Here is a 26752-nt window from a genome sequence, read left to right on the forward strand (position 1 = left end):
AATGATATCCAACCGATTCATCGAATCGAACTTAAATGCTCGTGCTTTAATTTCCATATACTATCGGCATTACGAACGAACACATTCGTTGCTCTCCCGCTTCCGGACGTAAATGTCCCCTGATGATAACCCTCGAAGTGGTAGGTATAGACACATACCGCCGTATGAGTATCACTCGCGATCCACTCTACATCCTCCGCCCGGTACACCTCATCCTGAATAACATGCCAAGCATGTTCGAAATAGGCCCGAATCTCATCCAACGTATGACAGCTCCGGTCCGAAAACCAATAGACCGCTTCTCCGTCGAGCAGCCGGGCTACATTGTCAAAATCATGCGTATTCGTGGCCGCTATGTATGCCTCAAGTGCCTTTTGATATGACATTGTTCCACACCTCCCATCTCTCAACTATTACATGCCCAACAATCCAGTTCCATTGTTATCACAATTCCACTCATTCACATCCAGAATACCTTATTGTGAAGCCTGCATTCCATAAAAATTCTCCATTCTATGGTGTGACTCTACTTCTCACTTTATTTCAATTCTCATGTTGTATCTTCCTTACAAAACTACATTAACACCGATTTCGCCTTTGTTTATGATATTATATGGAGCAGCAGAATCTGGTACATTCAATATGCCAGTGCTCTTTTGAAACTTATTTAAAAATAGTAGGTGAACGCCAATGATGAGTATCGCGCAATTCGCTGCACGCACGGGCATGGTTCCCAGTGCGCTTCGCTTCTATGAGTCCAAAGGCATTCTAGTTCCGGCTGAACGGCACGATAACGGTTACCGGTTCTATGGATACCATCAAATTCAGACCGCCAAACTGGTAAACAGTCTCCGTCAATCAGGAATCAGTCTAGGGGATATTCGCTGTTTCCTGGAGGCCGAGGAAAGTACGCGTTTCCAGCTTCTTGAACGCTGGCGGCGGGAGGCTGAAGCACGTCTACTTTCGGTTCAGATTGCGAGTCAATATCTAAATGGAATGGAATCGGATCATGGCAGTCTGCATCTCATCAATTGGGAAGAACCCTTAACCGTGATATGGCAGCCGTTTTTGGTAGACAAGCCAGTGAGCTCCTACTCTCGAGAAATGAAACAAGCGGCTGCCAAACTCCGTGACCTCAACATTCGCACCCAAGGCTCCAGCTTGATCAAGGTGATAGATTCCCTCCCGCACGCGGTCCAGATTGAAGTCGGATATCAAGTCATAACGGAGTCCTCCCGGAAGCCAACCCCTCTCCCGACTTCTTCGGAAGCCTATCTGGAGACCATCCCTCCTACCTTGTTCATATCGGTGGATAGTTCATGGGAGGATACCTTCATCTGCATGCGAACGATCCGCTTTCTCCAGAAGTTCGGTTTCGAACCTGCGGGCAAGCGGCTGGAACGGCATTTTCCCGATTCTCCTCTATTCGAAATCATGATTCCTGTAATGCAAACTCGCTTCACTTGACCTTCAAGTTACTTGAAGGTTTATACTAGGATTGTTCCGTTTCCAAAACTTTCTTGTAGGAGGATCAAACGAATGGTTGGATTAAGGCTGGATGATTTTGATGGAGGTTTTATCGTGGCCCCCTGGGATCGATTCAAGGAACTCATCGATTGGTATAGCACACATTTGGATCTGAAAGTGACATACGAAGAGGATTACCCGGTCGAAAAGATGGCCACCCTTACTTTCCCGGCACTGGGATGCATACATATCAAGTCGGTGGAACATGATCACCCGCATTTTGCAGTAGACTGGGGCCAGAACGGGAATGTTCGCTTCTGCTTCACCACAACGAATCTTGAAGCTGCACACGCCTATTTTCGCGAACAGAATATTCAAGTAACCGATGTGACCCAAGGCGCCTTTGACCGTTCCTTCGATTTCTTCGATCCGGTAGGCAACCGCTTAACGGCAATCGAACCGGAACCAGGTACGGAGGCATTGGTTGCTAAAGCACCGGACGCACGCTTTCCCTTCCAAGCGATCCCCCGCTTTGGCGTAGACCGACTGGATGAAGCCATCGCTTGGTATGAGACTAATCTGGGCGGCAGGGTCGAACGGATCAGCGAGGACGGAACCTCAGCAACCGTTATCATCACTAACGAAGGTGCACCGGTCTATCTGGAAATCGTTCGGATGGACCGAACGAAGAGCGCGCTCACTGTAGCTGCAAGGCCTTATTGGGTAATCCGGAAGAAGGCCGACTTTTTCGAGACCCATAAACGTTTGCAGGAACAAGGATGGAAGGTAACCGATTTTGCCGGAAATCCCAAGTTTCTTGTCATGTTCCATACCTATGATCCATATGGCAACCAGATCAATGTCTGGTGTTACGAGGACTGTTAGTCATAAAATTTGACATATCCACGGGAATTCCTCATTAATGACCATGACAGTTGAATGATCAACAAGCTCTGACCGATCTTCATAATCGGACATTCATGAAAGGGCTGCGAGCATTCCAGCAGTTGATCGCAGCCCTTATATTGCAGTCGGGATTAATAGATCATTAGATTGTCCTTAACACTTGGTTTGAAAACTTGCCTTTCCTTCCAAAACGGCATTCAAGAACTTCTTCGATTTTTTCAATCGCTTCTGGATCTCTTCAATTTCTTTGATTTTTTGTTCAATCATTGCCGTCTTAGCCTCGTATGATAAGTTAAGTTGTTGATCTACCAACAAACTTAATTCTTCTATAGAAAAGTCTACGGATAAAAGTGCCTTCACATCATCTAGAAACTCCACAATCTCTTCAGAATAAACACGATAATTATTTGCATCTCTTTTAACATAGCTGTCCGGAATCAGATTCTTACGTTCATAGAATCTTAATGTTGATATGGCAGACCCGTTAATTTTGAAACATCGTTTATTTTCATAATAGGACCTCTTTTATTTCTTGCTATAAACCTAGGTTCATAGTTCATAATACGAAATATGATAACGAATGACATCTACAAAGTCAAAAAATCTATGTTATCAAAAGGAGAGGTTCTATGTTTAACCATATTCAAAACAACGATTTCGCCAATATCGTTATGGGCCGACGTTCTGTCCGTAATTATGATGAGAGCATTAAAATATCGAAAGAAGAGATAAGCGATATGATTTCGGAAGCCAGTTTGGCTCCATCCTCTGCAAATATGCAGCCTTGGCGTGTAATTGTGGTCGATACTCCAGAAGGAAAAGAAAAGCTACGACCTCTTGTGAGGTTCAATACGTTACAGAATGATACTTCATCAGCCATGTTATTAATTTTTGGTGATACCCAAAGCTATTTATATACTGAAGAAATTTACAATACAGCTGTGGAACAAGGAAAAATGCCAGCTGAAGTACGTGATCGTCAACTCGAAACCATTCTATCCTACTTTCCGACTCTATCCAAAGAAATGAAAGTTGAAATTGCAAAAGTCGATAGCAGCCTCTTTGCCATGCAGTTCATGTTAGTAGCTCGTGCACATGGGTATGATACGAATCCAATGGCAGGCTTTGAAGCTGATCAGTTAGCAAAAGCATTCGATTTAGATGAAGAACGCTATGCTCCAGTCATGATCATCTCATTAGGAAAAGCCAAAGAAAACGGGCATGAGTCCGTTCGATTAAGCTCTGACAAGATTACATTTTGGAGGTAACCATTATCCGTAATCGCTTCACCATCAATCAATAAGAAAAAGGCAGCCGATCATTGTGATCGGCTGCTTTGGCTTCACATAACTAATATTTCATTCCATGAATTATATTTTATTTGTATAAATAACTTTGTCCACATCGTGTCTAACGGTTTTATGACCTTGTTTAATTCCTTTCCCAATGGCTATAAGCATCACATCTTCATACCTGTCAGAAATCTGTAAGGCCGACTTTAATTGTTTGGAATCATACCCGGACATGGTAATCGTATGAAGACCCGCCTCGTTCGCCAGTAAGACTAACGACATGGACGCCAGGCTTGCGTCTCTTACTAATTCGAGCTTTAAATCTTCTTTTGATTTATTTAAATAATATTGGATAGCCGCGTTGGCTAAATAGTCTCTTAATGATGCGTCAAAATAACCCTTTTGGAACCCATCTTCATGGATATCTATAATGTTTTCTTTTTCAAATGCTTGATAATCGCCCAGTACAACGATTAGTACGGATGCTTCTACTACCTGTTGCTGATGAAAGGCAATGGGGAGTAACAAGTTTTTTAACTTCGGGTCGTCTATAACCAGGTACCGTGTCGCTTGAATATTGTTTCCGTTGGGCGATTGGCTGGCTCCTTCAATCAAAGCAGCCAACGTTTCCGATTCCACTGTATAATGGGGATCATAATGTCTAACAGAACGTCTTTGTTCCAATATCTCTCTCACACTCATTGTGCTCACTCACTCCAAATGTTTTATTTGCTTCACATTCCGATTATAATGGACCGTACAGTGGCAGAAAATAACGCACAATAAAGTGGGTTAGCCACCTTTATGTGCCTATTTAGGGGGAATCCATAATGAACGGTCTCAATACGGGAATCAATATTTTTATGAATACGGTAGGAGGAAAGTGGAAATGTTTAATCCTCTTTTTTCTGAGTCAAAAACCAAGGAGAACCAAGGATTTCTATCTGCTCATGCCAACCATAACGCAGAAAGTTTTAACCGAGCAATTAAAGCAGCTGGAACGAGATGAGCTTGTCCGAAGAGAAGTATTTAAAGAAGTGCCGCCTAAGGTAGAATACAGTTTAACTGAGCTGGGCCAATCCTTCGTGCCCGTATTAAATACAATGTGTGAATGGGGCAACACCTATGCAACCGTACAAAACCTCGAAACAGAAGAACAAATCTGCTGCCAGCATAAATAGGCGGTCGTGCATATAAAGAGGCGTCGAAAAAAACGAGCAGACGAATGATCGTCTGCTCGTTTTCTATATTAAACTCCTTCATCCGTCTCATTCTCCGGCGTCTGCTCGGGCTCTTCCGAAAGCGCGCTTTCGTCGGACAGCTCATACGAGACGCCATCCACAACAACCTTTTCGACTAGGGACACGTCAAGCGGCTTATCCAGCTTCACGGTAACCTGACTTGAGTAAGTCTGGTTTTCCTGAGCGTCACCAACGCTTTCCGATGACTGCACAGCTTCACCTTCAGCAGGATCAGACGAGTCTTCCCCTTCTGCTGTCCCAGTATTCGGGTCCGTTTGATTATCCGTTGATTCAATCTCTGTTCCTGATGGATCGGCTTTTGCTTCGCCTGTAGTTTCATCCGCGCATACCCGCGTTAATTCAGGGCTGGCAGCTTCAAACAACATGCTTGCATCCTTGCCTACAATCTGTAGCTCGTCCACATTGAAATCCCGGCAAGCTGCCGGCTGTTTAAAATGGAAACTCAGCTCGGTCTTGCCCTCCTGCTCGCCTTCCTCCACTACCGTCGCCGTCAGTAATGGCTTTTCAGGGACGGTATCGGAAGAAGCCGGAGGTGCGGTAACCGGAGGGGTAGTGACCGGATTCGGATCGGCACTGCCATCCGCAGGTCCCTTGCCGTTTTGGATCATCATGAAAACAGCGCCAGCAATAACGATCACCGCAAGCAAAGACGACGTGATTTTTACGAACCGCGAATGCTGTCGAATCCATCGCACCAACGGCGAAGCTAATTCAGCCCTAACCTTCGTATACACCGGTTTAAGGATTGGAGCGGGAGAATTGAAATACGTTTTCGCATATTCCTTATTCTTGAAGGCTTCACGGTCATAGGTTTTGAAATAATCGACGATGGCGGTGGCATAAGCCGGAACAAGTCCCCGCGGTCTAACGAATACAGGTTGCTCGGCAGACCACATAATATACTGGTATACCACTTCTGCACTGTTGCCGTATCTGTGCAAATAATCAAGCAGGCCCCGATAGTCTACGGCACTGGAACGAATCTCCGTGCAAAAGGCTAGGGTAATGCTATCAAATCGGGATGGCACCACATGGTTCTGCAGCCATTTCCGCATGATTTGCTGGGTTCGTTCCCGCTCCTCGGCTGACAGATCCTCCAGCACCTCCACTCTTGCTTCTTCTCGGCTGGACCATTGGTGAAGGGCCAGCATGACCGCGGCTTTGGACCGAATCCGGGAATCAAACCGCTCTACCCAGCCCTTGAACTCCTTCGGCATTTGCAGAAAGCCGATATCCAGCAGCTGTTTCTGGCTTAATTGCTCGGGCTCCACCTCACGCAAGAGGAAAAGGTTTGCCGCATATATCAACCGGTCTGCAAATGATGTTCCGCCTTGGTAACGACCGATTCCCTTCTGAGGATGGTGCTCCAGCGAATCCAATTGGTCCAGTACGGCGTTGACCGCTCTCACCGGATCCGAATCCTGCTTAAGCTTATCGACAAGCTGGGCTTCGGCTAACCTGATGTAATTCTCCTGTTCCAGCAGGAGCGGGTGGTTCCGAACCCACAAGCCGATCAGGTCTACCAAGTCTGTAGGCGACGCCGCTTGCTGCATGCGTTTTTTCATGTACGGATCAAACATCAACGCCGGCAGTCCCGGACTGGTCAGCACCCTGGCGTAGAAGGCTCGGCTTAAGGCCGGGCTGCCCTCCAGCAGGTCGTAAATCGCCTCGGTCACATCCTGACGCCGCTTCGATAAGGCGTTATTTAATGAGCGGATAAAATATTCCACAATCAGATCATGATGCTGCCGGGGATTGATGCCGTGATAATCCCTAACAAAACCGGCAATGGCTGCATCCGGAACATGTCCGCCTTTGACAAGTTCGAATTCCTGGGCAAACAGGGTGTGGAACAGCTGATCCAGCCGTCCCTTAGAAGCAAGGGCACCTGCCGGCTTCAAATAAAGCAGCATTGCACGCAGAACGGCATGTTTATGCTCATGGTACAAGCCCTCTTGGCCTTCTTCAATCTGGAACAGCACACATAAATCATCGTAGCTGTCCAGCAAGATCCCCAGACCCGGCTCCATATCGGCAAGCATCTGCTCGGCGAAGGCAAAAAAGCGCTCGGAGCGATCCGGGTCCAATAGCGTTTCCCATGCAAAATCAAGATAAGGCTGCTCGGACCATTTCAGATCGGCATTGATGACCCTGCCGGCAGCGAGCTCAAACAAATAATCCTTCTCGATGCTGCGGTCGCTTAGACGCAGGCTGCCCTTCTCCACGAACATAAGGTGAAGTCCCTTCTTGCTCTGCGGCTCCTTGGCATAGGTTACGAATCCAAGCACCTGGCGCAGCGCATAGGGCAATCGGCCAAACAACACAAAGAGCAGCTGCTCCGCCTTCGCGGACAACTGTTCCACCGGCACATCCAGAACGATATATACCTTTTTCTTCCCGGCAGCCGCGGATATGCATGCATAGAGCAGCTGCTTGAATACCTTCTCGTCGATCCCAAGCTCCTGCAATAAGGCTGGCGCCCTCTTATAGGAAATGGCGGCTTGAGATTCGGCCTGAACCGGAATGGCAGAAAGCTGCGGCAGATCAACGCCTTCTTCAATATCGTAGTGATCGGCAAAGGAAGCCTGCAGCCAGGACTGGTAAGCCGAATGCTCATCTTCAAGGAAACCGTCGGGAATGACATAGTGATGCGTAAAAAAGGCACTGCGAAGTCCCGTAAAATCCGCAGGCTGAAACACGCTTCGCCCCAGCACCGTTTCTCCTGTTTCCGTATGGAACAGATGAAGGGCGGCCGGATAAGCCGCCGCTTCCCTCTCGCTTCGTGCCGTCAGCTCGGCAGGAGCCTCGTATTGGCAAAAGGGATGCAGCACCTTTTTGATAAAGGAGGCCTCCAAGCCGGACGAACGGGCCACCGTATCAAAGCCTTCGGCTGAACGGAATATGCCCCGCCGCTCCCGCGTGTACATTTGCTGCTGTATGGTTCGGGATGGGAAATCCGGCACTAGTCTTCCCTCCCCTGAATATACTTCAGCTTGTACAGAAGCCAGATGAACGGTTCATCCACCCGAATCGGGCTAACGACGCTTTGCAGCTTCTGGTCGACAGGGTTGCTGCCGAGAGCCGACACGGCAAAGTATGCAGTATTCGAAAAGTATACATCCATCGTTCCCTTGAACGGACGGTCAACCTTCTCGATAAAACGGCGGATCTCGCCGTCAATATTTTCAAACTCGGTCAAATTCAAAAACTTGCGGTGTACCACATTGTTAAAAATGTTGCTGTTCAGCTTCACATATTCGCCATCCTCATCTTTAAGGGCATGAAGCATATCGCTCTTGGTCAAGACAACCGCTGTCGGAATATCCGTCTTGCCCTTGTCCTCATAAGCGATGAAATCGCCGAACATCGTCAGTACGACGTCACGCGGCTCATCATACTGGGATACCCATTCACCGGGCTGGTCACCGAATTTCAGACGGATTTTCTCTCGAATGGAGCGGATTTGGAGCGGATCCACCATAAACAGAATACCCGCGGAATTCTTGATATGCTGTCCATGGAGACCCAAATAATCCTCGTCCACCATGCCCTCGCCCGCCACGTCAAAAAATACGAGCGTTAACGGCGGCTTGGACTCGTCCTTGAACACGAATTGGAAAATGAAAGGCTCCTGCATCTTCTCCTTCTGCGTAGACGCCAGCAAATCTCCCCGCTCAAATAACGGCTCCTCATAGCCGGTACGGAACTTGCGGCTGATCTCGGCATTCAGCGGCATGCAAGCCGCATCGAAATGATCCGCCGTCGTATGCTGCAGCGTATGAATGAGCGAAGTCATATAGACCGACTTGCCCACTTGCGAAGCACCGATAATCGAGATAATGTTGCTTGGCACCTTCCCGGCGGTTACCGGAAGCTCATTGTGGCATTTCGGGCACAACCGTCTGCGCGTGACGACGCCGTAACGGTCATTCAATCCAACCAGTACGTGATCCGAATAAATGTGCTGCTCCTCCGGTATGTCGCTCGGACGGATAATCGCTTCGATATCATACACTGAATCCAGCCCAAAGCGTTCACGGTACCGATTCAGCTCATCATCTTCCCCAAGCGCATAGTCCTCGTCATCCTCTCGGTCGTGGGCAGCCCGGAAGACAACCTCCTTCGGAGCAAACTTACTGAAACAGTAAGGGCACACAATATCATAGAACAGCGGCCTAGGCTCCGGCTCCGGTTTTTTCTTGAATATATCAAAAATGCCCATCTTTCGTACCTCCCTCTGAACCCTATGAATTACACACTGACGCGTTCATCGTGGTTGCTGTGTGTTCGATTTCTCTATCTATAAACGAGCTCATACCGTTGTCCATACTTCTTGCCATCCGTAAAAAACAAGCGAATATAATCGTTCTTGCCCACCTCGATCGCAGGCAATTCGTTGCGCCCTGCCGCAAAATCCGTAACGAAAGGGTACAAGATGCCGTCTTCCTTGTTAACCGGATAAGCCCCCTGCTTCTTTACGTAACATAAAACGTCCTTGGGTACCGGCACTTCCGCCGTCACCTGAATTTCAATCGTCTTATAGGGCTGCAGCCAGCGGCTCTTTTCGCGGATGGAGTATGTCAGCATGGCTTTGCCGGTGCTGAACTGAATGCTGTTCGCTTCATCCGGCTGCCTGATTAAGGCCATCTCTCCGTCTTCGGAAGACATGGCATACACCGTGTACATAATCTGACCAATTCCGTCCACCCGATCCCGATACCCATTGTTCGCCTTGTACTCGTCTCGGGTATACAGACGCAGGCTGCCAGGCTCCAAAGCTCCAGCGGGCGGACCAAATCCATCATCCATCTCGCGGTGAATGTATACCGCCTGAAGATCTGGCGGCCAGTTCCAGCGGAGCGTACAGAAACCATCTTCCAACTGATAGCTTAATCCCTGAATGACCCATTCTCCGGGCTCCGCATTTTTAAAACGCATATCGAACGCCCCCTGCTTTAAAATCCTCGGCTTGTTGAATCATTCGGCCGTTGTCCTCGTCCCGTTCGGCCCGGCCGCTGCTCATTGCGAATGATCCTGCTGTTCTCCTTAACCGGGATCACCAACGTAAACAAGGCGATGACTCCTGCGAGAATGAAGCAGGCCAGCATACGAATGGAGGCATCCCCCACTTCTACCCCGGATAGGCCATATTCCAGAACAACGCCTGCGAGCACGCCGGATACCGCTCCGCCGATGCTGAAGCTGAGCGCGAGATGGCGGTTATCAAACACAATGCCGAGGGCAAGGCCCATGGCAGCGCCAATAAGCAGCATCGCAGCGATTCTTACAATCTGATAATAAACGCTATCTTCCATAACGCCCGTACGTTTCGTCAACAGGGAACGATCCCCGACATCGTCATAGATTTTCTGGAAAACAAAAGACAAATCTGCCGCGTTCTGCACGTCGTAATATTGCCCGCCCGTTTCGGCGGCAATCGTCTGAAGCAGTTGGGCACCGTCCGGGTTAACAAGGCTGAGGCCAATCGTATTCACCGCGATTTGCTGCTGCTTGTAGTCCGCAAGCACACGCGCATGATCCGTTTCGCTAAAGCCGTCCGACAGCATAATGACCATGGCGCTTCGAGCGGCATCATGGCTCTCTTGGATATGCGTCATGGTATCCTCCAGCGCGAGACTGATGTCCGTGCCACCGTCGGTCGTTGTCAAACCGTCGATTTCCGCGATGATCTCATCCTTGGCTTCTTGGTTCTTCACACGCGTAAACGGCTGCAGTAACGTTGTCGCATGATCAAACACCATCACGGATACACGGTTATCCTCGTCCATGCGGTTGATCAGATTTTTGGCCGCCGTATATCGGTCCTGATTCGGGTCCGTATCTTTCATGCTGCCTGAATTATCAATGATCAGCACGATGTCCTTCACGGGCTTGGCGCTGCCCGGGTTCAACTGATACACCCACTCAAACAGCATACCTAGCAGGAACAGCGCCACCAAAGTGGATGGAATCAGCAGCTTCCATGATGTGCCTGTATATCGCTGTCTCCATGAGCTCCCATTCAAACGAGGGGAGATCAGTTCTGCGATTAAGCAGGCCAATCCGATGCACAAGGCCAAAATTCCGAAATAGATCCCTGTAACCACGATGACGGGAAGCCCTGTCCCCCACTGGCGAAGCAAAAATTCCCCAATGGCAAATCCGATTCCCCCACCGACTAGACTAAACAGCAGCAGGAGAGGGTTTATTTTTCGTTGCACAATACACGCCTACTCTCTGTATCAGAATCTAAGAACGCTAGCGCAGCTCTGGAAGTTGCGCCGGTTCCATTCCATGAAATTCATAACCGTTTGCCGTATAGGTCTCGTAGTAGGTTCTGCCATTCCGGTAGTACATCAGATCCTCCAAGTGGAAACCTCCCATCAGGTTCAGCTTCTCAACCCCGCTTGAGCGCTTCTCATGCACGATGCCAAGCTTGTACACCCGTAAAGCTTCATCGGCGTGAATCGCGTAACGGACGAATTCGCTGTCGGCATCGCCGAAGAAATATTTCTCCTCGTATCGATGCTCCTGCGTATAGTCAAGCAGTCTGACCAACGTAACGGAGTTCTCCTCCAGCATCCGGTATAGCACCTTAAACAGATCTTCCTTGGCAAGCACCTGCTTGTTATTGTAGTCGATGGTTACGTTCGCCCGCCGCAGCAGTTCTTCCTCGAAGGTCTGCACGAACGGCTCTGCCGTCAATAGATCCCTCAAACAGACCCGGATCATGTTCGACAGGATCGGTTCGATCCCTTCATGCGTAACGATGGAGAGATTGCCGACATACCGTTCCTCGAAGAATACGCCCTGGCCGCGCTTGCTCTCCAATTCCAGCATCAGCTCTTCCGTGACCAGGCCATAATACTCCATCAGGTTCTGGCCGATATAATCATCTGCGGTACGGATGCTCGACTTGGCCGCTTCCAGCAACTCCGCTTCGAGCTGGTCCAGCATGTTCGCCTGCTGCTTGTACTGACGGTGAATCCGTTCGAGCTCCGTCTCATACAATCTGTAAAGCTCTAGCTCCGTTTCCAGCTGCAAAAGCTCATATTTGCGTCGATAAACCTCGCCCACGAAATATCGAATGAAATGGCGCACATTCTGTTTATCCCGAAAAGGAAGCTTCTTGAATGGCTGACTTTCCACGCTTTCCTCATAATAGCGGTTGAGTCCGTCCTGCTCGCTCTTCAGGAGGCTGCCGAGATCCCGGATTCGGGAACGAACCGCTTCCAGCAGTATCCCCTCTCCCGCCTTGTCGCTCGTCCACTTCACGATTTGATAACAACCGATTTGCGGGTGATCCGCCGAGGTTCGACGAAGCGCACGATGAAGCTCCTCAGAAGTACTCATATCTCTAAGTCTCTTTTGGACCTCAAGCTCGTAATTGCTGTGAAAAAATTGCCGGCAGCCATCCCCGAACAATGCCTCTTCTGCTTCACGAATGTTCATCCGCTTCAGCCCGGCATAACTGACGGGGTGTGACATCATACCCTTTAGCCCGTCCAGATGCTCCGGGTTTGGCAGCATCCGGTCCGCTCTTGCCGATACGGCCTCCGGATTTAGACCAAAGTAGGTCAGGCATTCATGAACCTCCGGTTCGGGCCCACCCTTCATGCGAAGGAGAAGTCCGCGGCATAGATGATAGAGCACCGTTAGCGCAATCGGCTCATTCGGCCTCTTTACTCGGGCAAAGCCTGCGGAGACAAAGCCTTGGCGGCCGGATTCAGTCATGATATTGCTTTTGAACGACGTATTGTTGTATATGCCCCGGACTCCGTCATAGGTTTCATCCTTCTGCTTCCGGTTCTTAAGCAAACCCAGATGGCAGATGATATCGTAGATATCCTGCATCCCGGCATAACCCGATATGCCGCGTTCATTCTTATCGGATAGTACATAAACGAGATCAAACAACGACGAGGCCGGGTGAACGACCGGAATGGTCAGCCCATCCTCCGTGACCTGCAGCGGCGCGGAGAAGCTGTATTCCCGGCTCTGCATCAGCTCCAGCTCCCGCAGGAAGGCAACGCCCACAGAGCTCGCATAACCATAGGAATCAATCTGCTCCCTTTCATTAATGAGCGCATACATATCCATTTGCACCGACTTGAATGACTGCTGGAAGATGGATTCGGCCAGTAATGAAATTTCCGGTATAAACACATTAAACGGGTCGTCGACCCGTGTAATGACAGACAGATGAATCCGGTCAAAGGATGAATAGCTGCGTCCATAGTCTGAAATATGGTGGCTCAGCTTCCGAATCGCTTTATTCAACCCGGCCAGGTGATGCGGGTCCCGATAGAAGTCTTGGTACAGCTCCTTGCGTGCGGACTTGGATGAGCCGTCTGACGCTGGCAATTGCAGATGATACCGATGAAGGCGACCAGAGGATTCGGAGCCTTTCGGCTCCCGATTCCCGCTACGGTCCGTTCCCACATGAAAATAAACGACGCTTGCGCTGTTATCCCATTTGCGGTCATGAATTTCCATGATCAGTTCGATGGCGGACGCTGTCTTGTCGCCAATGAACAAGTATACCTCCGGGTAATGGATGCTGCTCTGATCATCCTCCATCAAGGTAAGCTGCTCTTCCGACTTGGCATAGCCGGCAGCATACTGGCGAAGAATCTCCCTCATCGTCTATTTCAACCTTCTTCGGATGTCGTTTAATTTCGAAGATACCTGTCTGTAGAACTGGTATCGCTCTTCACCGTCCGCAAGCTCCACCTTCTCGTATTCGAGCCGGTCGCGCGTTTCCAGGAACCGCTCGCCCAATTCTTCCAGCTTCGTGAGCAGCGGCGTAATGTCCTCGGAAGCGGTCAGCTCCTGATCGCGGCGGGAGGATTTGCGAAGCAGCGTGCTGCGGCTTTTCTCGTCCAGCTGACGGAAGTGCTTGTAAACTTCATACTCCACGTCGTTCACGCTTTTCAGCAGGTTGGCAAACGGCTCCCAGGAATCTTCCTCCGGATCGCGATCATAAACGAAGAGCGCACCCTTCTTGGTGATCGTCCCGGTGTACAACGCCTCGATGAATTGATCAAGCCATTTCTCTTCATTCTGATTGTCGCTGATCAAGAGCTCGAATTCCGTGATTTTGGCCGCAATGGCGGCATATTTCTTCAGCTCTTCCCGCACGATGCGGATCATTTCCGGCGAACGGATCAAATTCTCCTTGGCCATATCCTCGTTGATGCTGTTGAAAATATCCTTAGAGCCTACCCGCTCCAGCCCCTCGTTCATCAATCGCTTCAGCTCGGTCCATGCCCGCTTGACCTCGCCAAGGTTAGGCTTGGGACTATCAAGCTGCAAATCATAAGCGCGAAGCAGCTCGTTCAGATCAAATGGCTTCGTAAACACGACCGCATAGCGGCTGCTCGTATTCTGGTCAACGTCCTTCTGGATGATGACTTTAAACTCAAGCGCCTGGTTAAATTCAGCGCGTACCCGGGCGTTATAATCTTGAACCCGCGGGTTGACGTAGGTATCCCCCCAGGATTTCTCGGGAATCGGTGATGGCAGGTATGTCCAATTGTTGCGGTCCGTCTGAACCAAGTGACGCCCGACGCCTTCCTTGTCCATGATCGTGCGTTCGTAGCTTTCCTCATAAACCTTTAGCGGCGTATAGACGAACAGCGGCACGCCGTTCTTCGTATTCAACCAGAAAATCCGGTTCTTCACTTCGCTCTCCTTCACGGTGAAGTGAGACTTCCCGACCGAATTGTTCTGATAATTGCGAATCCCCTTCAGAATGCTTGGTGCCTGTACCGGCACGGACACGAAGCCCCAGGAAGGGAAGTACAGATTGCCTGCGCTGTTGCTCAGATGGAAGACCGGCACGGCTTCGTCATCCAGCTTGCTGGCGATGTTGCGCTCGACGAATTTTTCGATGGAATCCTCCTGCCCGAATTTCATGACGAGGAAATCCTCCATCGAGCGGGTGATGAGATCGCCGAATTTATCGGTAAGAAACTCCGAAATGGATCTGACGATATCGATCTCCTGCTCCCGCGTCCAACGATTGGCATGGCTCAGCAGCTCCTGCGCGAAATCGCGGATGAGATCATCCACATCCTTCTGATCCATGATTTTGTTGATCACGTCGGAAATGTCGGGCACGCTGACCAGGTTCCAGTAATACGTTTTATTCCCTTTATGGTCCTGCTGCTCTTCCCCGTTGACGAGAATGTCGCCGTTCTTGGCGAAAATCGAATTCAATGCATTCAGAATTTCCGTATACACGCTGTAAATCCGGTTATTCTCCTGATTCAGCAGATCGTATAAATCCTCATAGAATTCAATCATCTGCTCGGTGCGTTCCACATCGGCTTCCAGCCAATATTCGTTGATTTTGGCTTCAATATAGATATTCTTCTTCTTATCCTTGGAGACAAAAGCGCTCTTCGCATCGCCCAGGCGTTCGATGGCCTGTTCCCTGGCCGACTCGATGTCACGGGGAATGCGGGTCAGATTCTCGCGCAGCGCCTCGATGTAGGACAGCAGCATCTTCAGCAGGCTGAAGCCCTTCTCCGTATAGATCAACCGGGACACATAGAACGGTCCTTGCTGCGGATGCAGGAACATGCGGCGGATTTGATCGCTGAACTGAGCCACGATCTCGCCCGGCAGCTGCTTCTTCGCTTTGATATACTCCTCGCGGGCTCTCGCCAGGAAATTCTGCTCCAGCTCCGTGTCCATATTGATGACCTGGTTCTTCACCACGTTCGCGTAGCTGAGCCGTTCGCTATTCTGGTACCCGGGGAGCGGCTCCGGCACGCGGGACTCGAAGTTCTTCGTCATCGAGTCCAGGTCGATGCCCAGCTTGCTTGCGAATTTCTCGACGTCCTCCTGGCTTGGCGCCTTCTCGAACATGGTTTGCATTTTGCCGAAAACGCGGTACGCGAGATAAGTGGTCATCTCTTCTATCGGTAGAACAGCCGAAGATGCGCCGATAATGTTGTAGTCGTAATTGGCAGGGTACGCCTTGTTCATCTGCGCGATATTGGTGCGGATGTTGCTAATATAGTCATGGATCGCAAACTCTTCGCCGGACTGTTTTTCCTCGCTGGCCATGAAGTTCGTGATGTTCTCAGCGGTAACGTTCATGCAATAATCATAGGCGTTCTCCAGCAGCTTGCCTTCCGTATTCGTAGCGGAAATCAGATGGCACAGATTAAACGGAGGCAATGGAGAGTTCACGTTCAGAATATTGCCATACTGCTGCTTGAAACGCTCGCCTCTGGCATCCACGTTCATCCAGTAATCGAGCTCTTTGAGTGCGGCGTAACCGTTCTTCTTGATGTATTCGCGCGTATGCTCGCTCAAGCTTTTGTTCGCCAGATTAATATCCGGCGTAAACAGATAGCCAAGGGTGTTCACGCGGTCAATGCCGGCAGAGCCGTGGTCGCGTTCGATAATGCCGCGGACGATATAGGCGATGTCCAAGAAGCAGCCGCTGCCCGTACCGCCGGACAGCCCCGTCAGCAGGAAAACCATCAGCTTTTTGTTCGTGCCGACCGACAGCGTCTTGATCTTCTTGTCGATCGCCTGCACCACTTGCGTAATCTTCGTGAACAGGAGCAAACGGCCCGCTTGGCGTACGCCTGCTGCCCCGTTCATGCCATCGGTAATGCTCAGTTCTGGCGACAGCCAATCTGTAATGTACGGCTCCAGGATGCTGCGGTTTTGGAGGAGGCCTCCAATCTCGGCATTGGAGAGAAGCACAAATTCATTGATCGGATCAAGCCCGATGCCTTTATAACGTTTATTCTTATCCTGCTCGTTGGTCTCAAAAGCCAGAAACTCCACATTATCCGGCTTGTCCATTCTCTTCTTGGACAACGGATCCTCCGGCAGCTTGAAACGCCGGTTAATCTGATATTTCAAGCGCAGCAGCGCATCGATCCCCGTCCCTCCAAGTCCAATGATAAGGATCGGATTGTCGATGGTATCGACCCGTATTTTCTCGCTGACAATCCCGCCTCCAAGTGAAACGTCAAGCTGTTGTATATGTTCTCTTACTACCGGTTTCATAACTTCCCCTCCTGATAGGTCATGGCTTTAAGAGGTTGTTCAAAAAGTCCGCTTTTGATAAGAAGTGAGTCAGGAAGCAGCCCTCTTTGAACACGCGCTTTAAGCCAAATATTCAAATAGTATCGTTTTGTCCGCCTGCTGCAGGGAAACTCTCAGCCGGTCTCCGTTCTTAAGCTCCGTGCCATTCGATGCATCCAGCGCACGGCCGGATTTCTCAACCACGGCCGAAGAATTGTTTTTAAGTATAATGCGGTCGTTCTTGCCCGGCATGAATAAGATCTTCTCGGTCTCCTTCAGCTCGGGAGCAAGCTGCAGAAGCTGATGCAGATTGAACTTCCCTTTGAACGAAGTCAGCTTCTTGTATTGCGGAAACGTCTTCTCGCCCGTGTTCTCGTCTCTGATCTCGATCACGATCTGGCCGACAAAGCCTTTGTTCGCTTTCTTAATCGCGCCGAGGATGAAATATGCTGCCGCTCCAACCATGAGCAGCGCCGCGATGCCAATGATTACGGGCCATAATGGAAAAGGTTTCGCATCCTCGCCCGCAGTCATCTCCTTCCCGCCGCTTCCGGAGCCCGCGGCTGCCGCTTTTGCGCTAATCTTCACAGGCACGCTTTCGCGGTAGAAGCTCTGCTCCTCCGCCCGTACCTTCAGCTCGTAGTCGTGCTTTTGCGGAATCTTGTAACTCCCTTCAAAGCTGCCGCCTTTATTCTCAAGCTCGACCTCTGACTCGTCCCCGGTGTCCAGATCCTTAACCAACAGCTTGGCCGTCATATTGCCATACTGCTCCTGATCCTGCAGCTTCTGTCCATTGCTGACGAGATATGCCTTAATATCGATCGTGTCTCCTGCCTTTACCTTTGAAGGTGGCGGAGGATCCATGGTCAGCTCCAGGTCGTAGTTGAATACGAGGTTAATGTCGATTTTGTCTTTCGATACGCCTTTCACCTGCAGCTTCCAATCGCCTTGCTGCGGCTTCAGCAGCTTGAGCAGCGAGTAGGAATTGGAAGTAGATCGCAGGACATTGCCCGAAGGAATAGTCTGCTCAGCGCCGGCAGGATCGACCAGCTTCACGTCGACCGGGCTTGAGGACATAATGGAAATGTTCGCCTCCAGCACGTTCGCATTCGGCACACGAACCGTAACTTCCTGATAGCTTCCATTGCCGGTAATGGATTGTACCGGAACGATCTTAAGCTGCTGGTGGCTGGCAAAAATCTCGCTTAATATTTGCGGAAGGTCATCCGCCGAACTGGTAGTAAAGGACTTGCCCCCCGTTTGGTTTGCCAATTCATCCAACGTTTCTTTATTCAGCTTCCCGTCGGCATTCAGCCCGATCGTATAAATCGGGATGCCGCTCCCCTTGGCCTCCTTGACGGCTTGCTCTAACTGATCTGACGCTTCTTGGCTCGTCTTGCCTGTGTTTGGATCCAGATCATTGTTACCGTCGGCCAAAACAACGATCATCGGCGCATGCGCCGGGTCCATTCCCTGCTTCAGCACTTTCACGGCTTCATCAAGGCCTACGGACATATCCGTGTACGGACCGCGATCCAGCTGATCGATAAACTCCTTCAGCGCGGTCTTGTCCGCCTCCGACTGAATTTCAAGCAGCGCTTTCTCCCGCTGAATTCGGTCAGTATAGGATACGACGCCGACCTTGTCGCCGGTGGTGGCCAGCATGTCGATAAACATCTTCATCGCTTCGCTGCTGATCCTCTCCGGATCACTGTTTTTCATGGAGTTGCTGGCATCCATCACCAGTACGGCATCAATCTTGGAGCCTTGCGAGGCAGCTATTGCCTGAGGCATGGTTCCTCCGCTCCAGGTCAGGGTCAGCAGCACCGCTGCCATCAAAGAGAGCAGCCATTTATTTTTACGTAACATCGAATTACTCCTTCATCCATTTAGTCTAGCATCAGGTGGATGCCTCGGTTCGTTTGTCAGACCATTAGTCTAACTGTAGGCAATAAGTCTTAAAATTACATGAAAGAAAGCTTAAAAACATACCGGGAACATCCATTTCTCTGGTGTATTTATATAGAAAATACCATGCTAATCACTAAAATATACCAGCACTATGTCCATATGATATAATTATACCTGCCAAAGTTCAACATAATCAGTCGTACCACCCGGACTTAGGACACAAGCCTCACCCGCCATTTTCGAACAAATACGATGCCGAAAGGAATAGATATATGATTACATACGGATGTCTCGGGATTTTGTTTCTTTTTGTCATCATCAAGATCACGGCCTACTTCAAGCGTAAGAAGAACGCCCCGACACCGGAGCAGCTGCATCAGACTCTGCTTGAAGTTGCCAACTCACAGAGGGAACAGCATGGATAAAAAAAAACCCGTACAACTTCGCCCCTATAGTAAAACGAGATATGTCTACCAAAAGTTAAGGGTTTGCAAACATTGCCACCATTTCACGATTCTTTGGGAAGACAGCTGCGCTCACTGTAAACGCAACGCCCTTGTTCCCGTTATGGAACTTGCAGAGAAAATGGCCAAGCGTTCCATACAGAGTGACCGACTTCTCTTCTATATAATAGGGCTCTCTGCCGTGCTTCTTAGTCAGACCTTCTTGCAGATCGTGATCTCCTTTGCTTGTATGGTGGTCCTGCTTGTATGGTTATGGCTGATCCAGCGGCGAGTGCTGCATTCCGAGACCCTGCACGCTCTGGACAAGCTTATAAGAAGTCAGCGAAAACAGATTCTTGAAGGCCTTGACCTGAACAAAGCGACGGCTTCTGCCGCCATCAAAGAAGATGCCCAGCTAGGGTATGAAATCGTCAGGGAAATTGCCTTTTTGGTCCGAAATGACCGCATCCGTCTGCAGCAGATCGTTCTCCTTCAAAGCTTCAGCCTGCGCAAGGATATGGAGCTTGAGCTTGAGCCGCTGCTGCTGGATGATTTTGATCCGGACTTAGCCGCCTATATCGGTGAAATCGCCAAAATTAAACGCGAGTTGATTAACAGCAAAGCCATCCAATACCTGCTCGACCATGAATCCAACATTTTGCGGATGGAGCAAGGCAGGCAGATTATGATCGACGCCGCCGGGGCAGCGGTACGGAAGAAAAAATACATCGATACCTTCCCTGATTTCATTAGCCGCTATGCGGATGGATTGCCGAGATATCGCTTCCTCCGCTTGTATCAGATCGTACGCCGCAATCCCGGCTTGTCGTGGAACGGCCTGCGGGACCGGGTGTCGGCCATTTATAATGAACACTACCGCTCGGACCCTGATTTTCAAAAATGGGATTAGAGGGGCTATACCGTTATGACGATGAAAAACACGCTAACCCTGCGTAATTTGTATCTTTTTTTATGTATAGTCCTTCTGCTGCTGATCGGATATAAGGGAATTCATATCTATCAGAAAATCGAATCGATGGCGCAAGCAGAGCTATTGTATGCTCAGAAGAAGCTCGTTCAGGCAGAAGAATGGTATCAAAAAGCGCGAAATAATCGCTCCCTTCTATATAAAGAAGAGCTGCTTGCCTCAAGACTGCAAGAGCTTGAACCCATTACTTCCATGAAGCAGAGCCTTTCCTCGCTTGATCATCGATTGAGCCGGGTCGGGGAAGCAGGCGATTTTTCCGGCTTTATGAACGTGTATGCCGAATTGCTTGACGCGGAGCTGAAACTTGCCGGGCAACAAGGGGCTTATGCTTCCTACTACGATGAAATTGCTGCGTTCTACGGAATCCCCGACGATGTGAAACGGATATTCCTGCAGTTCATTGGTTTGTTTAACCGTCAGGCCGATGAACTGGTTGAAGAGCAAAAGTATGACGACAACAGCTTCAAATGGAATTTGCTCCGTATTCCCGATTCATTCTACGGCGGGGAGAAGCAGAAGAATGACAAGCTGCTCCGTCTGTTCCAGCGTTATGACGAAATGATTCTAACCCGTCTGGCAGGAGCCGGACAGTATACCGACATGTTGAATTGGTCGCAGTCTATGAGCTCCGAATATGCCAGCCGATCACTGCCGGCTGCCTGGTTGAACGGCAAGACCGATGAACTTGTGTATACCATGCTGCAAAAGGATGTCCAGCGAGAGCGGCCCTCCGATTTTGCTTCGCACGCCATGGGGTACAGTGAGTACCTGGAACGGAACGAGCGGAAGAACGCGGAAATCATGGCGTATATTCAGAATCAGATGAATCGGTGGATTGCAGCTGCCGATGGGATGGTACAAGATCAGAACTACGAGGAAGCGATAGCTCTTTATGATGCGTTGTCGGGATACCAGGATATCAGCGGTAAACAACAAGCTGCCGAATTGGCCTGGACGATCCACGATCCGATTCGTTTGTTTCAAACGGCGGGTCTCAAAGGAAGCTTCAGCTACGTAAGCGGAGGCGGGAATCGCTTTGGAGGATTGGCCTATGCCATTGGAGTCGATGAGGGAAATATCATCTATTTAGCGGTCTTGAAAGCCGATGAAACGGTGCAATTATTCCAAAACCATGATTACCCGTCCGACATCGCCATCCAACAGGTTTCAGTTGAGGAATCGCTTAGCACCGCTAAGAATCCAGTCATTCTTGTGGAGGGCGATGCAGGAACCGGACTGGTATTGTATTCAGGGTATGAAGCCAGAGATGCCAATCTGACGCTGCTGTTCCAGTTCACGGCCGAAGGCTACCAGGTCCAGCCGGATAAGTCTTTGCTGGTCACCAATCTGGAAGGAGCCAGCCCCGACGAGATCGCCATCTTCGAGCGTCAGGGAGACCAATACGGATTCACAGGATATCAAGTTCATTATACCGACATCGATATCGCTAATATCGAGAAGTATCCGAATGAGAAGGTTCGCTTCTCTGTCCATATCCTGGAGAGTGGCTATGGTGAAGTCGTTGCAGAACGCGATGGATACCATATCGTCTTAAGGGGAGACTTGGAATTTCCTGCCGGGAGCGCGACGCTAATCGGTACGTTCAATGGCGAGTATCAGCAGCTGGAGATCCCGGGAAGCCAGAGTTCCGCTATTCCGGACCCTGCTGATCAGGAGACCGAGCAGGTTGATGGACACAATGGAGACGTTATAGATGAAACCGAGAATCCAAGTGACGCCGTCACTACAGAGGAAATCAATCCAGATGATGTTCAACAAGAACATAACGGAAGTAGTGACAGCACCGTATCCGGTCAGATCACGCAGGTACCTGTCATTCAGGTGGAATCGATTGAGTAAGTATAGCAAAGAGGCTGTGTCCCTTAATCTTCAGGGGCGCAGCCTCTTTGCTATACTTATAGATATCAATCGTTATAGGATAATCCTTCCTTAAATTTTGAATGAATCCAAATGCGAGAAAACCTGTGCCTTTGAACAAGTACAGGGTTTCTGATTATCGGACGGCGTAACTCTATAGTTCAATTTTAATTACATACATGTTACTCAGGTCTCGTGTCTGTCAGTAGTTCTGCCCATTCAAGAAGTTGATCCAGCTTATTTTGGGTACCCTGTTGCGCAGCCATCAGGGTGTATCTCAGACCTTCCTCATCCCAGCTGATGACTTCGATTTCTTTTAAATAGTCCCCCTTGTGACCTCTGACCATCACCGGTTCTCCAAACTCTTCTTCCTGATCCTCGTTCTCGGGAGATTTGAACACGGACAGACTTAAAGCCGTCTTCCCTTCCTCCAGGTAATTTATCATCACTTCGGTTCGATCCAACTCTCCGCTACCTTCAAACATTTCTACAGATATTTGATTGAAACTTTCGGCAGGGAACTGCAAGAACGAGTGGCCTAGAGCTGCCTCTGCCTCTTCAACCGTCACGGATTTCGGACCGAAGTCCTCCATTGAGATCATTTCAACATTCTCCGGGAGCTCCAGTTTAAATGTATCAGTAGTAAATTCCGGAGATTCATCCAACAGCTTATATGCGAACTCAGATGTGATATCTCCTGTTGTGACTTTGGATTTAACAACCATCCAGTTTTTGGCATTGACCCAGTACTCCTGAGAACCAATCAACGTGCTTTTACCCTCTTCAAGCGGAGTCGCCTTGATATGATATACGTCATTCCCAAGCCATTTCTCTTTCGCCACTGTTTCAATGGAATGGGTACTCCGCATGCGTTCAAGCTGGCTCAGCATTTTCTCTTTTGGAGAGCTTTTAAGGGGTCCAACCACCTCGGCATCCATAATATAAGCTGTATTTCTGGCTTTCTCATAGACAATGATCTGTTTACCATCATTCACGGACACGCTTTGATCGTTTCCCTGTGTAGCGATCTCGTTACGCATATTGCCGTTCTCTGCGTTATACCATTCTTTAATCGACATAGATTCCGTTCTCTTATCTCCTTCGATAAGGTTCATCTCAGCTTCGGCATAGTAAGAGAAGGGCTTGTTATTCTCTTCAATGGCTTTTTCCACCATTTCTTCACCCGTATAAGCCAATGCTTCTCCTGTCTGACAGCCTGTCATCAGTGCACCTGACAGTAGAGATGTCCCTAGAAGGAAAATCAATTGTTTTCTTTTTAATATGTTTCTAACCCTTTTCTTTGTCTGTATCATATCTCAACTCTCCTTATCTGAAATAGGCAATCCGCATATGACGAGCGTTCCGTACGGCGCCTCTGATAAAAGCATAATCGTTCCTTGGTGTTGTTCAATCGCCATTTTAGCAATGGTTAAACCAAGCCCGAAGCTGCCTGAACCCGCTTGATTTCTAGAAGTTTCCCCTTGATAGAAAGGTTCGTACAGCATCGCCTGAATTTCCATGGGGATGTGCTCTCCATCGTTCTGAATCAACAACAGAATTTTCGCTTTTTCTTGATTGAAGTGCTGATGCACAACAGATTTAAACGGTGGGAATACCCACTCCGGAATCTCAAAACAAGTGGATACTGCGCCAAGGTAAAGCTTTCCTCCCTCTGGCGTATACCGGATAGCATTGGAGATCAGGTTATCCATCATCCGCATCATCAGTTGAGGATTTAATTCCAATTCGCCGCTAACTGTAAGAGTTGATTCCAAATGTATGTTTTTAACCGATGCGAGAGGTTCATACCCCTCCAGCAGCATTTCCATGAATTCCGCACTGTCCACCTTAACGTGCATTTCCTTTGTTATTTTGGATTCCAAGGAAGCATATAAATTCAAATCATCCAGCATATGCCTCATCCTGTCGGCCTGTCCGATCATGAGTGCAAGGTATTCCTGACTTTCCTCTCTTGTTAACTTTAAATTACCGAGCTCTTCAGCATAGGCCCGAATGGAAGTGAGCGGTGTTTTTAAATCATGGGACAGAGCAGCTGTCATGAAAGCTTTCTCTTCCTGTTGCTTTGATAGCTTTTCACGCGAAGCTTCGATTGTCTTTCTCATTTCCACAAAGTGATTCATAAGCTCTTCCATCTCACCACCGCCTCGGTATACAGACTCAGGCACCGGTTCCCCTAAGGCAAAAGCTCTCATTTGTTTTGTCAGCATACGCATCGGTAAGATCAACTTACGCCGGGTGAGCAACAGAACGATGATAAACAAAGCCGTTATAAACAGGCACAGTAAACCAGCTACCCATAGACTCCGATGTCTTACTCCTTCTTTCCACTCATTCCTGGCCAGCGTGATCCGGTATATTCCTGCGATTTCACCATCTACGAACACGGGTTTTTTCATCACATAACTTCGCGGATTGATTTGCGTCTGGTACAATTTTGCGTACAGACTCTCAGTGGTTTGAACAAATTCCGTATACTGACTGTCAATCATCGATGAGTAAATAAGCACGCCGTTTGGGCTAAATAATTCAATCTTTAAAGCATCACTCGTCAATGCGTTCAATTCGCGCTCGTCCCGGGTAGAATTGAAATGATAGAGTTCAGGTTTTTGCAAATATGTCTCTGCTGCAGATATCTCCTTCGAGGCTGACATATAATCGGCGAACGAGCGTTGCTCATCCAGTTTCCCAATAAGCTGGTACAGCATGATTCCGGCTGCGAGAGGGAGCAGCATGAGCACTAGAAAAGCAATAAGCAACCATGTCCTAAGCTTCATTATAAGAACTCACCGATAAAACGATAACCGCTGCCCCACACCGTTTGAATATATCGGGGTGTTCGAATATTTTCTTTAAGCTTCGCCCGCAGGCTCTTAATATGCACAGTGACCGTATTCCCGCCGTCCACAACTTTTTGCTGCCAAACATGTTCATATAGCTCGCTTTTACTAAAATGACGCCCTGGATGGGTGGAAAGTAACAGCAGGAGTGACCACTCCTTACTCGTAAGTGCCAGCAATTCATTTCCATACATAGCCTGTTTCAAAACCGGATCAACGGTAAGTCCACCCCGATAGCACAACAGGTGAGATTTCCCTTCCTCGCTCCCTTGGTATTTCCGGAATTTCTTCAGGTGGGCCTCCACCCTTAAAGTAAGCTCAGTCAGGCTAAAGGGCTTGGTGATATAATCATCCGCTCCGAGTCCAAATGCTTGGATTTTGCTCTCATCTTCACTCCTCGCACTCATGATCAGCAAGGGAACTTCGCTTTTCAACCGAATGTTTTTGCTCAGTGTAAAGCCGTCCATTTCCGGCAGCATCAGATCTACCAAGACGAGATCATATTCTCCATTGCAGAAATCCCCCCAGCATTCCAGCCCTGTTGTTGCCCACGTTACCGCATAATTCTCACGGCGCAAATGATCTCTCACGACCCTACCAATTCCGGAATCATCCTCAACGATTAACAGATTGCCCTTATGTTCTTGATATTCATGGCTGTACTTCTGCTCCATGCTTTATCCTCCCCTTGCTATCCATTCTAGTTCGATTTACTGATGGGTTTGAAAAGTTAATAAATTCTTTATAAATCGAACAATTGATTTATAAATAACTTGATCAAATCAAAAAACCGCTTTTTCGCGGCTTTGGAAGACAGTATTGTTATTTAAGTATACTGGGCCAACCTGCAGGTTCGCCAGCGAAGCTGCAGGTTGGAGTTAGAAAGGAACAAAATCTACTATACATCCTTGATATCACTATATTCGTATCGGATGGCCCATTTTGTAGGAATTTCAACGAATACATAGATTTACAAGGCAATGTTTTTCCGGTATCTTCCCTTCTCCATTTTGGTTTCCATAAGACGCCTATAGCGAGCCGTCCGCTAAATCCCTAAAAACGACTAATGGCTTCGCTCTCTAAAATAAAGGGCGAAGCCATTAGTTATTAATGTTTTGATGTAATTCTAGGTGATCCTAATTTCATTTTAAAACAAAGTAGCCGTTTGACATTTATATCTTCTGATACCAGGACAGAGGATCCGTAATTTAGATGGAATCGGCCCATTATGGAGTTCACGCGGACACAGGATCTGCTATTGGACCATAATCACGGGTTAATCCACCAAATAACTCGTAATAGCGGATCTCTTGTCCGCATGTTGCTGCGAAATGGTAAGAACAAGGAAATATAGCGGAACCAGTGTCCTCAAATATCTTATCTCGATAGACAATAACAATGCCGGGGCGATATCAAACTTAGGGATTCTGTACACTCCCCCTCTATAAGAAAAGCCGAGCAAATGTCAGGAAATAACCTGCATCTGCTCGACTCTGATATGACTTTCCATTGCTCAATACAACTTTAATTTGCTATAACTTTATTTGCATTCTACAAGGGTCGTCGTTGTTATTTGGTATTAAAGTTGTGTTCTGAAGTTATTGATTTTTCTGAGTTTATCATAATTCAGTTATAATACTGATATATAGTTGTGTGCTAGAATTCTGAGGATTCTGACTTAGACTACTGGTAG

Annotated in this window: 20 protein-coding genes and 1 pseudogene; 7 read left to right on the forward strand and 14 right to left on the reverse strand. The window is 48.7% G+C overall.

Going from position 1 to position 26752, the window contains the following annotated elements; all coding sequences use genetic code 11:
• Positions 1–17: 17 nt before the first annotated feature.
• On the reverse strand, positions 18–386 hold the full coding sequence (locus ACPV3A_RS26495) for a nuclear transport factor 2 family protein (RefSeq protein WP_339220041.1): 369 nt from the start codon (positions 384–386) through the stop codon (positions 18–20).
• Positions 387–690: 304 nt separating this feature from the next.
• On the opposite strand from ACPV3A_RS26495, the gene ACPV3A_RS26500 reads away from it, so the two are divergent.
• Positions 691–1467, forward strand: a complete 777-nt coding sequence (locus tag ACPV3A_RS26500) for a MerR family transcriptional regulator (protein ID WP_339220043.1) — start codon at positions 691–693, stop codon at positions 1465–1467.
• A gap of 72 nt (positions 1468–1539) precedes the next feature.
• Positions 1540–2352, forward strand: coding sequence for a VOC family protein (locus tag ACPV3A_RS26505; protein ID WP_426202275.1), 813 nt, complete (start codon positions 1540–1542; stop codon positions 2350–2352).
• 174 nt (positions 2353–2526) lie between these two features.
• Here the strand turns inward: ACPV3A_RS26505 and ACPV3A_RS26510 are convergent, their stop codons facing one another.
• Both ACPV3A_RS26510 and ACPV3A_RS26515 read right to left on the reverse strand, forming a co-directional pair.
• Positions 2527–2733 (reverse strand): hypothetical protein, encoded by a 207-nt coding sequence (locus ACPV3A_RS26510; RefSeq protein ID WP_426202277.1) that lies wholly within the window; start codon positions 2731–2733, stop codon positions 2527–2529.
• Positions 2734–2862 (reverse strand): annotated as a pseudogene (locus tag ACPV3A_RS26515) (MerR family DNA-binding transcriptional regulator); the annotation flags it as partial.
• Between the two features lie 140 nt (positions 2863–3002).
• Between ACPV3A_RS26515 and ACPV3A_RS26520 the strand changes: the two are divergent.
• Complete coding sequence (locus ACPV3A_RS26520) at positions 3003–3641, forward strand: nitroreductase family protein (protein ID WP_194544676.1); 639 nt, start codon at positions 3003–3005, stop codon at positions 3639–3641.
• A gap of 102 nt (positions 3642–3743) precedes the next feature.
• On the opposite strand, the gene ACPV3A_RS26525 is transcribed toward ACPV3A_RS26520, so the two are convergent.
• On the reverse strand, positions 3744–4367 hold the full coding sequence (locus tag ACPV3A_RS26525) for a nitroreductase family protein (protein WP_194544677.1): 624 nt from the start codon (positions 4365–4367) through the stop codon (positions 3744–3746).
• A gap of 128 nt (positions 4368–4495) precedes the next feature.
• Here ACPV3A_RS26525 and ACPV3A_RS26530 point away from each other — a divergent pair, with 128 nt between their 5' ends.
• Positions 4496–4846: a winged helix-turn-helix transcriptional regulator gene (locus ACPV3A_RS26530; RefSeq protein WP_071220915.1), complete on the forward strand. Its 351-nt coding sequence runs from the start codon at positions 4496–4498 to the stop codon at positions 4844–4846.
• A gap of 68 nt (positions 4847–4914) precedes the next feature.
• Here ACPV3A_RS26530 and ACPV3A_RS26535 read toward each other — a convergent pair whose 3' ends face one another.
• The 7 genes from ACPV3A_RS26535 to ACPV3A_RS26565 all read right to left on the reverse strand — a co-directional run bounded on the left by ACPV3A_RS26535 (position 4915) and on the right by ACPV3A_RS26565 (position 18850).
• Positions 4915–7890, reverse strand: a complete 2976-nt coding sequence (locus ACPV3A_RS26535; RefSeq protein WP_426202280.1) for a hypothetical protein — start codon at positions 7888–7890, stop codon at positions 4915–4917.
• Positions 7890–9149: a hypothetical protein gene (locus ACPV3A_RS26540; RefSeq protein WP_100541387.1), complete on the reverse strand. Its 1260-nt coding sequence runs from the start codon at positions 9147–9149 to the stop codon at positions 7890–7892. The genes ACPV3A_RS26535 and ACPV3A_RS26540 overlap by 1 nt, the downstream gene beginning before the upstream one ends.
• Before the next feature lie 74 nt (positions 9150–9223).
• Entirely contained in the window at positions 9224–9865 is a 642-nt protein-coding gene (locus ACPV3A_RS26545) for a beta-mannanase (RefSeq protein ID WP_339220052.1), read from the reverse strand.
• Between the two features lie 17 nt (positions 9866–9882).
• Positions 9883–11148: a vWA domain-containing protein gene (locus ACPV3A_RS26550; protein WP_339220054.1), complete on the reverse strand. Its 1266-nt coding sequence runs from the start codon at positions 11146–11148 to the stop codon at positions 9883–9885.
• Positions 11149–11185: 37 nt separating this feature from the next.
• Positions 11186–13570, reverse strand: coding sequence for a transcription initiation factor TFIID (locus tag ACPV3A_RS26555; RefSeq protein WP_426202282.1), 2385 nt, complete (start codon positions 13568–13570; stop codon positions 11186–11188).
• A 3-nt stretch (positions 13571–13573) separates the two neighbouring features.
• Complete coding sequence (locus ACPV3A_RS26560; RefSeq protein ID WP_426202283.1) at positions 13574–16963, reverse strand: tubulin-like doman-containing protein; 3390 nt, start codon at positions 16961–16963, stop codon at positions 13574–13576.
• Positions 16964–17062: 99 nt separating this feature from the next.
• The gene (locus ACPV3A_RS26565) at positions 17063–18850 is read right to left on the reverse strand and encodes a vWA domain-containing protein (RefSeq protein ID WP_426202285.1); all 1788 of its coding nucleotides are present in this window, start codon (positions 18848–18850) and stop codon (positions 17063–17065) included.
• A gap of 314 nt (positions 18851–19164) precedes the next feature.
• On the opposite strand from ACPV3A_RS26565, the gene ACPV3A_RS26570 reads away from it, so the two are divergent.
• Genes ACPV3A_RS26570 through ACPV3A_RS26580 form a run of 3 tightly spaced genes read left to right on the forward strand, consistent with a single transcriptional unit; the run spans position 19165 to position 22183 of the window.
• On the forward strand, positions 19165–19317 hold the full coding sequence (locus ACPV3A_RS26570; protein WP_164817485.1) for a hypothetical protein: 153 nt from the start codon (positions 19165–19167) through the stop codon (positions 19315–19317).
• Positions 19310–20245: a hypothetical protein gene (locus ACPV3A_RS26575; protein WP_426202287.1), complete on the forward strand. Its 936-nt coding sequence runs from the start codon at positions 19310–19312 to the stop codon at positions 20243–20245. Before ACPV3A_RS26570 ends, ACPV3A_RS26575 begins: the two co-directional genes overlap by 8 nt.
• A gap of 15 nt (positions 20246–20260) precedes the next feature.
• On the forward strand, positions 20261–22183 hold the full coding sequence (locus ACPV3A_RS26580; protein WP_426202289.1) for a hypothetical protein: 1923 nt from the start codon (positions 20261–20263) through the stop codon (positions 22181–22183).
• Positions 22184–22383: 200 nt separating this feature from the next.
• On the opposite strand, the gene ACPV3A_RS26585 is transcribed toward ACPV3A_RS26580, so the two are convergent.
• The 3 genes from ACPV3A_RS26585 to ACPV3A_RS26595 are packed head-to-tail and all read right to left on the reverse strand — an operon-like array spanning position 22384 to position 25733.
• Positions 22384–23514 (reverse strand): LolA family protein, encoded by a 1131-nt coding sequence (locus ACPV3A_RS26585; protein WP_426202291.1) that lies wholly within the window; start codon positions 23512–23514, stop codon positions 22384–22386.
• A gap of 3 nt (positions 23515–23517) precedes the next feature.
• On the reverse strand, positions 23518–24996 hold the full coding sequence (locus tag ACPV3A_RS26590; RefSeq protein WP_426202293.1) for a HAMP domain-containing sensor histidine kinase: 1479 nt from the start codon (positions 24994–24996) through the stop codon (positions 23518–23520).
• Positions 24996–25733: a response regulator transcription factor gene (locus ACPV3A_RS26595; protein WP_426202295.1), complete on the reverse strand. Its 738-nt coding sequence runs from the start codon at positions 25731–25733 to the stop codon at positions 24996–24998. The genes ACPV3A_RS26590 and ACPV3A_RS26595 overlap by 1 nt, the downstream gene beginning before the upstream one ends.
• Positions 25734–26752: the final 1019 nt, after the last annotated feature.

The sequence above is a fragment of the Paenibacillus sp. Dod16 genome (assembly GCF_049893405.1).
Taxonomy (GTDB): Bacteria; Bacillota; Bacilli; order Paenibacillales; family Paenibacillaceae; genus Paenibacillus_AQ.